Raw genomic sequence first — 12,629 nt, 5'->3', positions numbered from 1 at the left:
GGATGCAGTTCGACAACATCGGCTGGTTTCAGGTTCTCATCGGGGTGATCGGCCGCTTCTGGCCGGTCTGGCTGGCGCTGGCGATCGTGATGGGGGCGAGTTTTTTCTATCGCAAGCGGCTCGGTCTCTACGGCGAGCTGTTCTCGAATTCCGTCGGGATCGCAGGCGTGTTCATCTGCCTGTTCTGGCTGTTCACGGCGATCTTCGCGCCTGTGATCGCGCCCTTTGATCCTCTGACACAGCTTGCGGTGATGAAGGATGCGATGCCGGGCACCGTCGTGCCGAACACCAGCGACGTCTACTATTTCGGCGGCGACAAGCTCGCGCGGGACGTCTTCTCCCGCATGATCTACGGCAGCCAGATCGTGCTGGTGATCGCGCCGTTCGCGACGATGTTCGCGCTGATGGTCGGCATCACGCTGGGCCTGCCCGCCGGCTATTACGGTGGCCGAATCGACTCGGTCCTGTCCTTCCTCGCCAACCTCGTCCTGGCCTTCCCGGTGATCCTGCTGTTCTACCTGCTGGTGACGCCGGAGATCCGCAATCTCACCTTCGACAACTGGTTCAGCCAGACAACCGGTATCGGCGTCTCAATCCCGCGCGGGATGGCTGCGTTCTTCTTTCTGTTCCCGGTGGTGTTCTTCTGCACGCTGTTCTGGACGCGGTTCAAGAACCGCCCGGACCGGCTGTGGATCCAGCTCGGACTGACGATCCTGATCGGCGGCTGGATCTATCTCGGCCTCGTCTTCTCCGCCGACCCGCTCGGCCTGATCTCGATAGAACCCTCGACGCTGAACATCTTTGTTGCGGTCGTGTTCGCCTCGTCGCCGGGCGTGTTCCGCATCGTGCGCGGCTTGGTCATGGACATCAAGACGCGCGACTATGTGGCGGCGGCGCAGACGCGCGGCGAGAGCCCCTGGTACATCATGATTTGGGAAATCCTGCCCAATGCGCGCGGCCCGCTGATCGTCGATGCCTGCCTGCGCGTCGGCTACACCACGATCCTGCTCGGCACGCTCGGCTATTTCGGCCTGGGGCTGGCGCCGGAAAGCCCGGACTGGGGCACCGCGATCAAGGACGCCTCCCGGCTGCTGCGTTCCTTCATCCATCCCGCGCTCCCGCCGACGATCGCGCTGATGAGCTTCGTCCTGGGGCTCAACCTGCTGGCCGATGCCCTGCGTGAACAATCACTGAAAGATTGAGAGGCAGACGATGAACGAAGCCGTCAAAGCCACGACCATCGCAGACGCCAAGCCGATCATCGAGATCGAGAACCTGTCGATCTCCTTCTTCACCAAGCGCGGCGAGATTCCCGCCGTGATGGACTTCTCCTGCACAGTGATGCCCGGCGAGGCGATGGGCATCGTCGGCGAGAGCGGCTGCGGCAAGTCGACCGTGTCGCTCGGCATCATGCGCGACCTGTCCAATGTCGGGAAGATCGTCGGCGGGCGGATAAAATTCCAGGGCAAGGACATGGGCGACATGTCCGAGGCCGAGCTGCGCTCGATCCGCGGCAACAAGATCGCGATGATCTATCAGGAGCCGATGGCCTCGCTGAACCCGGCGATGAAGATCGGCCAGCAGCTGATGGAAGTGCCGATCATCCACGAGAAGGTGTCGAAGGAGGAGGCCTACGAGCGCTCGCTGGCGATGCTGAAGGCGGTGCGCCTGCCGGATCCGCCGCGGATGATGAACTCCTATCCGCACCAGCTCTCGGGCGGCCAGCAGCAGCGCATCGTCATCGCCATGGCGCTCTTGTCGAAGCCGGCGCTACTGCTTCTGGACGAGCCGACGACGGCGCTGGACGTGACGGTGGAGGCCGGCATCGTCGAGCTGGTGAAAGGGCTTGGCGAGCAGTTCGGCACGTCGATGATCTTCGTGTCGCACAATCTCGGCCTGATCCTCGAAACCTGCGACCGCATCACGGTGATGTATTCGGGCGAGGCGGTCGAGACCGGCAATATCAGGGATGTGTTCGACCGGATGCGGCATCCCTATACCCAAGGCTTGTTCCGCTCGATCCCGCTGCCGGGCGCGGACAAGAATTCGCGGCCGCTGGTGGCGATTCCTGGCCAGCTGCCGCTGCCGCACGAGCGGCCGAAGGGCTGCAATTTCGGGCCGCGCTGCCACCACTTCGTCGAAGGGCTCTGCAACGCCGCCGAGATCCCGATGATCGAGGTCGCGGGCCACGACGGCCACTACAGCCGCTGCGTGCGCTTCAACGAGATCGACTGGGAGGCGCTGCCGCCCAACGCGACGGCGGCGAAGGAGCCGGTGAAGCCGGGCGCGCCGATGCTGAAGATCGAGGAGCTGAAGAAATACTACAAGGTCGCCGCCAACGAGATATTTGGTGGTGCGGAGGCGAAGACGGTCAAGGCGAACGAGACTATCTCGTTCATGGCGCGCGAGAGCGAGACGGTGGCGATCGTGGGCGAATCCGGCTGCGGCAAGTCGACCCTCGCCAAGATCCTGCTCGGACTGGAGACCGCGACTGAGGGCGGCGTGACGCTCGGCAATCGTCAGATCGCCAACACGTCGATCGAGAAGCGCGACGTCGAGACCATCTCGTCGATCCAGATGGTGTTCCAGAACCCATTTGACACGCTCAATCCCAGCCATTCTGTCGGGTCGCAGATCATCCGCACGCTGGAGAAGTTTGGCGTCGGCAAGACGGTGGCGGAGCGACGGCAGCGGATGCTGGAACTGCTCGATCTGGTGAAGCTTCCCCGCGCCTTTGAGACCCGCATGCCGCGCCAGCTCTCCGGCGGGCAGAAGCAGCGCATCGGCGTGGCGCGCGCCTTTGCCGGCATGGCGAAGGTAGTGGTGGCCGACGAGCCGGTGTCTGCGCTCGATGTGTCGGTGCAGGCGGCCGTCACCGAACTTCTGATGGACATCCAGCGCAAGAACAAGACGACGATGCTGTTCATCAGCCACGACCTGTCGGTGGTGCGCTACATCGCCGACCGCGTGGTGGTCATGTATCTCGGCCATATCGTCGAGCAGGGGACGACCGACCAGATCTTCCAGCCGCCCTACCACCCCTATACGGAGGCGCTGCTGTCGGCGATCCCGATCGCGGACACCAGCGTGGTGAAGAAGCATGTCGTGCTGGAAGGCGACATTCCCTCGGCAATGAACCCGCCCTCCGGCTGCCCATTCCAGACGCGGTGCAACTACAAGAAACTGGTGCCGGGCGGACTGTGCGAGCGCGAGGTGCCGCCGGTGCGCGATCTCGGCGACGGCCACCAAGTCAAGTGCCATCTGCCGGCCGAGGTGTTCGCCGGCATGGAGAACGTCATCTCCTTCGCGCCGGAAGGCGAGGCCGCCTGACCGCTAACGGCAGTTGGCCATCTGCCGCTCGTAGCTCTGCGCCATGAGGGCGGTGTCGCGGGCGGTGCGTTTGAGCGAGGCGTTTGAGCGCCAGCTTCCTTTTCCGAAGGCAGACCAGCCGGAGTAGTAAGCGAGATAGAGGCTGTGCGCGTCGTTCGGCGCGACGCCGTAAGTCGAGACTGTCTTGCCGTGGTACCAGCCGACGAAATCGACGGCATCGGCGAACTTGGAGCGGCTGGCGGAGAAGCCGCCGCGCTCGCGCTTATGCTGCTCCCATGTGCCGTCCAGCGCCTGGGCATAGCCATAGGCGCTCGACTGGCGCTTCCACGGGATGAAGCCGAGAAGCTTCGTGCGCGGCGGGCGCGCATTGGACTGGAAGCCGGATTCCTTGCGGATTGTGGCCATGAGGATGGCCATCGGAATACCATGCTGGCGCTCTGCAGCCTTGGCCGAACGCTGCCAGTTGGTGATCCAGCCATCCTGTTGCTCGAAGACGGCGCAGACATTGTTGATGCTGTGCGGACGCGTGGCGCAGCCCGACAGGCCGAGCGCCAGGGCGACAAGGACCATTTTAGTCAAATGCCCGCGAACCATGCCGCAGTTCTCGCCCCGAAAGGTGAAGGCCGCGTTTGCAAGGATCGTTAATGGATTGCTAATGCCGATCTTTGGCTAAAGATGAGTATTATTATCAAGTTTTTAGGATGGAAATTCAATGGCTTGGCCGATTTTTTGACCGATTGATAAAATTATTGCCTGTGCTAGCATCTTCCCAACGAACAACAAGGGGAACTGCTGAAATGGCCACAGGCCAGCTAAGGGACGGCATCGTCGCGGGCCGTCTGTCGCCAGCCGAATACGCCGACAATTTCTCGGACCTGCATCCGCCGCTCGACCATCACGAGGCGCTGGTCGAGGCTGATCGCTGCTACTTCTGCTATGACGCGCCCTGCATGCAGGCGTGCCCGACCTCCATCGACATCCCGCTCTTCATCCGCCAGATCGCGACCGGCAACCCGCTCGGATCTGCGAAGACCATCTTCGACCAGAACATCCTCGGCGGCATGTGCGCCCGCGTCTGCCCGACGGAAACGTTGTGCGAGGAGGCCTGCGTGCGCGAGACCGCCGAGGGCAAGCCGGTGCAGATCGGCCGGCTGCAGCGTTATGCGACCGATGTCGCGATGGGGCAGGGCAAGCAGTTCTACCACCGTGCCGAGCCGACCGGTCGCAGGATCGCCGTCGTCGGTGCGGGCCCGGCGGGCCTCGCGGCCGCACATCGTCTGGCGGTCAAGGGACACGACGTCACCATCCTCGAGGCAAAGCCGAAGTCGGGCGGGCTCAACGAATACGGGATTGCCGCCTACAAGAGCGTCGACGGTTTCGCGCAGGCGGAGGTCGACTACGTTACCGCGATCGGCGGCATCACCATCGAGAACGGCAAGGCGCTGGGCCGCGACTATCATCTCGCCGACCTGACCGCGTCGGCACGACGCGGTATTTCTCGGCATGGGCCTCGGCGGCGTCAATGCGCTGCGGGCGGAAGGCGAGACGGCAGTCGGCGTCGACAACGCGGTCGATTTCATCGCCGAGCTGCGTCAGGCCTCCGACCTCGGCGGCTTGCCGGTGGGGCGCCGCGTCGTGGTGATCGGCGGCGGCATGACTGCGATCGACGCGGCCGTGCAGTCGAAGCTGCTGGGCGCGGAAGAGGTGACGGTCGCCTACCGCCGCGGCAAGGAGCAGATGAATGCGTCCGAGTTCGAGCAGGATCTGGCCGCCGCCAACGGGGTGACCATCCGGCACTGGCTGCAGCCGAAGCGTGTGATCGCCGCAAACGGCAAGGTCGCCGGCATCGAGCTGGAATACACCGCGGAGACGGATGGCAGGCTGGCAGGCACCGGCGAGACGGTGGTGCTTGCAGCCGACCAGGTGTTCAAGGCGATCGGCCAATCCTTCGACGCCGCGCCGCTGAACGGGTCGGGTGCGACCATCGCGATGGACAGGGGTCGCATCAAGGTGGACGCCGAGGGGCGGACCTCCAATCCCAAGGTCTGGGCCGGAGGCGACTGTGTCGCCGATGCGCGCGAGGACCTGACGGTGGCCGCCGTCGCGGCCGGCCGCGATGCGGCGGAGAGCATTCACCGGGTGTTGGTGGGGTAACCAGCTTGCTCGGTCGACTGAAAGAGGTCTGGGCTGAAGCGACCGGGCGGAGAAACAGTCTCTATCTCGTTGGAGATGGGGACGATGACGATTTGATCGACGCAATAGATGCGCATTTTCGCGTCTCTATCGCCTCGTCGACAAGGCTTCCCCTCATCACGATGGGGGACCTATGCGACGAGGTCGCAGAACAACTCGCGACTAGGTCGGATCGCGAGATCGATCGGCAAGGGCTTTGGGATGAACTCTGTCGGGTCATTATACGTGCGACAGGCCAAGCCATTCAGATAGACCGCGCGACTACGTTCAAAGCTAGCGACGCCAACTGAGGTAGAGCCATGGCTGATATCCGTAACAATTTCGTCGGCATCAAGAGCCCGAACCCGTTCTGGCTGGCTTCCGCGCCGCCGACCGACAAGGCCTACAATGTCGAGCGCGCCTTCAAGGCGGGCTGGGGCGGCGTGGTGTGGAAGACCCTGGGCGAGGAAGGTCCGCCGGTCGTCAACGTCAACGGCCCGCGTTACGGCGCGATCTGGGGCGCGGACAGGCGGCTGCTCGGCCTCAACAATATCGAGCTCATCACCGACCGCGCCCTGCAGCTCAACCTGCAGGAGATCAAGCAGGTCAAGAAGAACTGGCCCGACCGCGCGCTCGTCGCCTCGATCATGGTGCCGTGCGAGGAGGCGTCCTGGAAGGCGATCCTGCCGCTGGTCGAGGAGACCGAGTGCGACGGCATCGAGCTCAATTTCGGCTGCCCGCACGGCATGAGCGAGCGCGGCATGGGCTCGGCCGTTGGTCAGGTGCCCGAATACATCGAGATGGTGGCGCGCTGGTGCAAGCAGTACACCCGCATGCCGGTGATCGTGAAGCTGACGCCCAACATCACCGACATCCGCTATCCGGCGCGCGCGGCGCACAAGGGCGGGGCTGACGCGGTGTCGCTGATCAACACGATCTCGTCGATCACCGCGGTCAATCTCGACACGTTCTCGCCCGAGCCGTCGATCGACGGCAAGGGCAGCCACGGCGGCTATTGCGGGCCGGCGGTGAAGCCGATCGCGCTCAACATGGTGGCGGAGATCGCGCGCGACCCGCAGACGCGCGGCCTGCCGATCTCCGGCATCGGCGGCGTGACCACCTGGCGCGACGCGGCTGAGTTCCTGGCGCTCGGCGCCGGCAATGTGCAGGTCTGCACGGCGGCGATGACCTACGGCTTCAAGATCGTGCAGGAGATGATCGCGGGGCTGGAGAACTGGATGGACGAGAAGGGCCATCGGAGCCTCGACGACATCATCGGCCGCGCCACGCCGAACGTCACCGACTGGCAGTATCTCAACCTCAACTACATCACCAAGGCGCACATCGACCAGGATCTCTGCATCAAGTGCGGCCGCTGCCACATCGCCTGCGAGGACACCTCGCACCAGGCGATCACCTCGATGGTTGATGGCGTGCGGCATTTCGAGGTGATGGAGGACGAGTGCGTGGGCTGCAACCTGTGCGTCAATGTCTGCCCAGTCGAAGGCTGCATCGACATGGTGCCGCTTGCGGCGGGGGCGCTCGACCAGCGGACGGGCAAGATCGTCCAGCCGAACTATGCCAACTGGACGCAGCACCCGAACAACCCGATGTCCAAGGCTCCCGCCAAGGTGGCCGAGCCGGCGGAGTAGCTGGCGCACCGGCCGCGGACGGATGAGCGTCGCGCCAAGGCATACGCTTTTCGCCACCGGCCGGCAGAAGCTGCTGGGCCATCTGGCGATGATCGGATTCGCGGCCTTCGTGGCGGGATCTTTCTCGTTCGGCGCGATTGCTGCGCCACATGTCGCACCCGCCGCGCTCAACGCGGTGCGTTTCGCGATCGGCACCGGCGTCATGACGGGGGTGGCGATGGCATTGACGGGCGGGCACATCGAGTGGCCGCGCGCGGTCTGGCGCTATGGCGTGCTCGGCGCACTGATGGCGGCGTTCTTCGTCACCATGTTCGTCGCGCTCCGGTTCACCGATCCCGTCTCGAGCGGAGCGGTGTTCACCTTGATGCCGATCGCCAGTGCCGGCTTCGGCTGGCTGCTCCTGGGACAGGTGCCGCGCGGCACGGTCGTCGTGAGCATTGTCTTGGCGGCGGTCGGGTCGCTGTGGGTCGTCTTCCGGGGCGACCTCGCGGCGGCCGCGCGCTTCGAGGTCGGCAGGGGAGAGCTGATCTTCTTTGCCGGCGTGTTGTGCCACGCGGCCTACGGGCCGCTGATCCGGCGCTTCAACCGGGGAGAGGAAGGGGTCGTCTTCACGCTATGGACGGTCGCGGCGACCGGTCTCTGCCTGGCGGCGTGGGGGCTGCGCGACATCGTCGCCACGGACTGGATGAGCCTGCCGACCGAAGTCTGGGTGACCATCCTCTATCTCGCCACCTTCACCAGCGGCGGTTCCTTCTTTCTCACCCAATATGCTTCCATGCGGCTGCCTGCGGCCAAGGTGCTCGCCTACAGCTATCTGACGCCGGTGTTCATCATCCTCTACGAGGGTCTGATGGGACATGGATGGGCGAGCGCGCCGGTGGTGGCCGGCGCGAGCGTCATCGTGCTCGGCCTCCTCGTCATGGCTTTCGCCGGCGACTAGGCTGCGATCGCGGCGGAGCCTTACTCGCGCTGCAATTCGCCGGAATGATCGGCTTCTGATCAAGATCAGGAGGCGTCCATGTCGCGATTTGCAATGATGTTCGCAGCATTCATCGTCGCCGCACCCTTGCCCGCCTTCGCAGACGAGCCGGAGACCCCGCTGATGACGAGTTCCGCCGCGCAATCGAGCCTCGACTGGTCGGGCGCCTGGACGCGGATGGAACTCGCCGGCCCCGACGGGGCGCTGCAGCCCTTGCCGGCGGCGGCGAAGCTCACCTTCGAAGTCGACAAGGAATTGCGCGTCTCGCTCTCGGTCGGCTGTAACCGCATCGGCACCCAGATCGTGCCGGGCGAGGGCAACGCCGTCACCTTCGCGCCGGGCATGGCGACGGAGATGGCATGCCCCGGCGAGATCGGCGACGCCGAGCAGAAGCTCACCGATGCAATCCAGAAGGTCGCCGGATACGAGACGCGCGGCACGAACGTCGTCTTCCTCGACGCGACCGGCAAGCCGCTGATGCTGATCGGGCGCTGAGACTGCCTGCCCGTTGGCAGACGACTAACTCGCCAGGGCAGGGGGTGCCCTGAAGGCGGCGAACTGGCGCAAGAGCACCGGCAGGACCAGGATTGCTCCTATCGCGGTGGAATATCCTTCAGGCGCGATCATTAGCATGGCAGCGACGACAAGCAAGATGTTCTCCCATGCTCTGGTGGGAACCAGCATGTAGCGCGACAGGGCCGCGCTTAGGCAGACAATGCCGAATGCGCAGCCGCCGAAGGCGAGGATGAAGCTGGACCAGGTGAAGTCCTTCGTCACGAGCAGAAGAGAGGGCGAGAAGACGAAGACGAACGGCACGAGCACCTTGCCGAGTCCAAGGCGGAAGGCAAGGTTGCCGGTCTTGAACGGGTCGGCCCCGGCCATGCCGGCGGCGGCGTAGGCGGCGAGCGCCACCGGAGGCGTGATGTCGGCCAGGACACCGTAGTAGAAGACGAAGAAGTGGGCGACGATGGGTTCGACGCCCAGCATGACCAGCGATGGGGCGGCGATCGTCACCATGATGATGTAATTGGCGGTCGTCGGGATGCCGCATCCCATCAGGATGCAAACCACGCCCGTCATAAGCAGCGTGAAGAGAAGCGTCAGCGTGGTCGGCGCGAACCAGTCAACCGGCAGGATCGTGCCGACGAAGGCTGCCATCTCGGCGGCTGTCGAGGTGACTATGTAGGACACCTTGAAGCCGACGCCGGTGAGGGTGACGACGCCGACGACGATGCCGACGGTCGCCGCCGCGGCGCCGACGGCCAGAGCGTATTTCGCGCCGTCACGCAGCCCTTCGAACACCTCAAGGAACGTCATGCGGCGACGTGGATTGAGCAGGCCGACGACGATGCACAGCGTGATGCCCCAGAAGGCGGCGAGATAGGGCGTATAGCCGGCGAGCAGGACACCGATCAGCGCGATGAGCGGGATGATGGTAGGCCAGTCGCGCTTCAATGCAGCCGACAGGTCCGGCATTTCGTCCGGCCGCATGCCGCGCAGTCCGCTGCGCTTGGCCTCGAAATGGACCTGCATGAGCACGCCGAAGAAATGCATGAAGGCCGGCACGATCGCGGCCAGGATGATCGTCGTATAGGGCAGTTCGAGGAACTCGATCATCAGGAAGGCGGCCGCTCCCATGATCGGCGGGGTGATCTGCCCGCCCGTCGAGGACGCCGCTTCGACGGCGGCGGCGAACGGCCGTCTGTAGCCGAGGCGGATCATCGCCGGGATGGTCAGCGAACCCACCGTGACGGTGTTGGCAACCGAGGATCCCGAGATCATGCCGAACAGCGCCGAGCCGAAGATGGACACTTTCGCAGGGCCGCCGGCATAGCGTCCGGCCACCCAGGCGGCGCAGTCGAGAAAGAGCTGGCCGAGGCCGATGCGGGTCGCGAACACACCGAACAGGACGAAGTGGAAAACGTAGGTCGCCACGACGCCAAGCGCGATGCCGTAGATACCCTGCGTGGTCAGATAGAGATGGTCGACGAGCTGCGCGACCGTGTTGCCCGGATGAACCAGGATGCTCGGCATCCAAGGGCCGAAGAGCGCGTAGGCCATGAACAGAAGCGCGATGATCGGAAGCGGCCAGCCGACCGAGCGGCGGGTCGCCTCGAGCAGCACGACGATCAACGTCAGGCCGAGCGCCACGTCCGTCCGGGTCGGGTTGCCGACGCGGAACGCCAGTTCGTCCAGCGGGATGAGCGGCACATGCGCGACGGCGACGACTGCGGCGATGGCCAGAATCCAGTCGTAGAGCGGGATTCCCAGGGGGGTGAGAAGCGTCGATGTCGCGGGACGGTCGTAGCCGCTTTTCCAGAACGGGAAGACCAGGAAGACGAGCGCGAGGACAAAAGAGAGATGGATGCCGCGGTGGACCATCTCGTGCAGTAGGCCGAAGCCGGCGGTGTAGTAGTGGAACAGCGACAGCGTGACCAATGCCGAGCCGACCAGCCAGGCGGTTGCCGGCGAAAGCTTGCGGAAGCGCATCTCGGAATCGAACTTCTCCTCGAGTTCGCGCGCCTCCTCCTCGTTCAATTCCATCGGCGCGAGCCGAACGTCCTCAAGTTCACCGTCGGTGCCGTCTGGTCGCGTCATGTGTTCCGTCCGATCACGGCGCCGTTCTTACGGCCCTTGGATATGAACAGAGGCGGGAAGCATGCTTCCCGCCTCCAGTCTGTTCTGATGAGCACGGGCCTACTTCAGGACGCCCGCTTCCTTGTAGAACTTCTCGGCGCCGGGATGGAACGGGATACCGGCGCTGCTCACGGCGTTCTCCAGCGTGATCTGCTTGCCCTTGGCGTGCCCGGCGTCGAGCGCCTTGCGGGTGCCGTCGCTCCAGAGAGCCTTGGTGATATTGTAGACCAGATCGTCGGGCTGCTTGGCGCTGGTCACCCATTGGGCGGCGACCGAGATCGTCTGCATTTCGCCGACGCCCTTGTAGGTCTCGGCCGGCACAGTATTGACGGCGAAGAACTGGTTGTCGGCGATCAGCTTCTCGGCCTCCGGGCCTGAGACCGGGACGAGGGTGATGGCAGTCGAGGCGGCGAGTTCCGTGATCGCGCCGGCCGGGAAGCCGCCGACGAAGAAAAACGCGTCGAGCGCGCCATCGCGCATCTTTTCACCAGACGGGCCGGGCTTCAGATATTCTGGCGTGATGTCCTTTTCCGATAGACCATAGGCGGCAAGGACGAGGCGGGCGTCGACGATCGTTCCCGAGCCGGGCTCGTCGATCGAGACGCGCTTGCCCTTGAGGTCGGCCACCGACTTGATGCCGGCATCGGCGCGGGCGACGATGTGCAGCGTCTCCGGATAGAGGGTCGCGATCAGGCGCAGATCCTCCACCTTCGGCTTGCCGTCGTAGAGGCCGGTGCCCGAATGCGCCCAGTAGGCGACGTCGGACTGCGAGAAGCCGGATTCGCTGGCGCCGCTCTGGATCGCGTTGATGTTGGCGACAGAGCCGTTCGACGAGACGGCGGTGGCAACGAGGCCTTCGACGCCGTTCTCGCCGGTGGCGGAGATCGCGTTGGCTATCAAGCCGCCGATCGGATAGTAGGTGCCCGACGTTCCGCCGGTCCCGATCCGGAAAAAGGTCTGCTGTGCGAAGGCGGTTCCTCCGGCGATGAGCAACGCCGCGCCGATGGCGAGGCCGCGGCGGGTGATCGTGAGGGTCATTTTGTTTTTCTCCCGGTTAGGCCAGCGAGATTGGAAACCCACGAACTGCTTGTCAACCTCGCTGGGGCTCGCCGGGGGTATTCGTCTTGGGCTTCAGCCCGTCGACAAAAAGCTGCTCCAGAAAACGGGCGGCGTCCTCGAAGCGGCCGTCGCCGCCGCGATCGGGTCCGAGCACGGCGCGGACCTGGACGTCGAAATCGGCATAGTGCTGGGTCGTCGCCCAGATCGAAAAGATCAGGTGATAGGGATCGGTGCGGGCGATGCGGCCGGAGCGCATCCAGCCACGGACGATCACTGCCTTCTCGTCGACGAGCTGTTTCAGCTCGCCCTCCAGCATCGGCAGGATGCGCGGTGCGCCCTGCAGGATCTCGTTGGCGAAGATGCGGCTCTCGCGCGGGAAGTCGCGCGCCATCTCGATCTTGCGGCGGATGTAGCTGCGCAGCTCCGTCGTCGGGTCGCCCTCTTCGTCCAGCTCGCGCAGCGGCGCGAGCCAGGTGTCGAGAAGGCGCTGGATCAGCGTGGTGAAGATGTCTTCCTTGCGCCGGAAATAATAGAGCAGGTTTGGCTTCGACATGCCGGCGGCCGCGGCGATCTGGTCGATCGTGGAACCGCGGAACCCGTGGGTGGAGAAGACCTCCAGCGCGGCTTCGAGGATCGTTTCGCGCTTCTCCGCCTGGATGCGGGTGCGGGGACGGGCGGCAGAGCCTTCCATGTCAGTTAAGGGCCCGGATCACCGCGGACCGCGGAATGATCTGGACCAACGGACTGGACCAGTTACTTTGACGCCGTGGAGCGCGCATCGGGCCTGCCATATCGTCTAT

Annotated in this window: 9 protein-coding genes and 1 pseudogene; 6 read left to right on the top strand and 4 right to left on the bottom strand. The window is 64.6% G+C overall.

The window, feature by feature from the left end; translation table 11 throughout:
* The first annotated feature begins 2 nt into the window (after positions 1-2).
* Entirely contained in the window at positions 3-1,202 is a 1,200-nt protein-coding gene (locus LRS09_RS00945) for an ABC transporter permease (protein ID WP_257803703.1), read from the top strand.
* 10 nt (positions 1,203-1,212) lie between these two features.
* Positions 1,213-3,330 carry an ABC transporter ATP-binding protein gene (locus LRS09_RS00940; RefSeq protein WP_257803701.1) on the top strand — a complete coding sequence of 706 codons (2,118 nt, stop codon included), beginning with the start codon at positions 1,213-1,215 and terminating at the stop codon, positions 3,328-3,330.
* 3 nt (positions 3,331-3,333) lie between these two features.
* Here LRS09_RS00940 and LRS09_RS00935 read toward each other — a convergent pair whose 3' ends face one another.
* A complete protein-coding gene (locus LRS09_RS00935; protein WP_257803700.1) occupies positions 3,334-3,900 on the bottom strand; it encodes a hypothetical protein in 567 nt (188 codons plus the stop codon).
* 227 nt (positions 3,901-4,127) lie between these two features.
* Here LRS09_RS00935 and LRS09_RS00930 point away from each other — a divergent pair.
* From LRS09_RS00930 to LRS09_RS00915, 4 genes and pseudogenes are all read left to right on the top strand, one after another.
* A pseudogene (locus LRS09_RS00930) lies at positions 4,128-5,484 on the top strand (NAD(P)-dependent oxidoreductase).
* Positions 5,485-5,822: 338 nt separating this feature from the next.
* Positions 5,823-7,154 carry an NAD-dependent dihydropyrimidine dehydrogenase subunit PreA gene (gene preA / locus LRS09_RS00925; protein WP_257803699.1) on the top strand — a complete coding sequence of 444 codons (1,332 nt, stop codon included), beginning with the start codon at positions 5,823-5,825 and terminating at the stop codon, positions 7,152-7,154.
* A 22-nt stretch (positions 7,155-7,176) separates the two neighbouring features.
* Positions 7,177-8,094 carry a DMT family transporter gene (locus tag LRS09_RS00920; RefSeq protein ID WP_257803698.1) on the top strand — a complete coding sequence of 306 codons (918 nt, stop codon included), beginning with the start codon at positions 7,177-7,179 and terminating at the stop codon, positions 8,092-8,094.
* Positions 8,095-8,172: 78 nt separating this feature from the next.
* The gene (locus tag LRS09_RS00915; RefSeq protein WP_257803697.1) at positions 8,173-8,628 is read left to right on the top strand and encodes an META domain-containing protein; all 456 of its coding nucleotides are present in this window, start codon (positions 8,173-8,175) and stop codon (positions 8,626-8,628) included.
* A gap of 24 nt (positions 8,629-8,652) precedes the next feature.
* Here the strand turns inward: LRS09_RS00915 and LRS09_RS00910 are convergent, their stop codons facing one another.
* From LRS09_RS00910 to LRS09_RS00900, 3 genes are all read right to left on the bottom strand, one after another.
* Complete coding sequence (locus tag LRS09_RS00910; RefSeq protein WP_257803696.1) at positions 8,653-10,731, bottom strand: TRAP transporter permease; 2,079 nt, start codon at positions 10,729-10,731, stop codon at positions 8,653-8,655.
* Between the two features lie 99 nt (positions 10,732-10,830).
* Positions 10,831-11,808: a TAXI family TRAP transporter solute-binding subunit gene (locus tag LRS09_RS00905; protein WP_257803695.1), complete on the bottom strand. Its 978-nt coding sequence runs from the start codon at positions 11,806-11,808 to the stop codon at positions 10,831-10,833.
* 52 nt (positions 11,809-11,860) lie between these two features.
* A complete protein-coding gene (locus tag LRS09_RS00900) occupies positions 11,861-12,520 on the bottom strand; it encodes a TetR family transcriptional regulator C-terminal domain-containing protein (RefSeq protein ID WP_257803693.1) in 660 nt (219 codons plus the stop codon).
* Positions 12,521-12,629 lie beyond the last annotated feature (109 nt).

Source organism: Mesorhizobium sp. J428 (assembly GCF_024699925.1).
Taxonomy (GTDB): Bacteria; Pseudomonadota; Alphaproteobacteria; order Rhizobiales; family Rhizobiaceae; genus Mesorhizobium_A.
The sequence above is the reverse complement of the archived record's forward strand: the minus strand, read 5'-3'. Positions and strand labels throughout refer to the sequence as shown.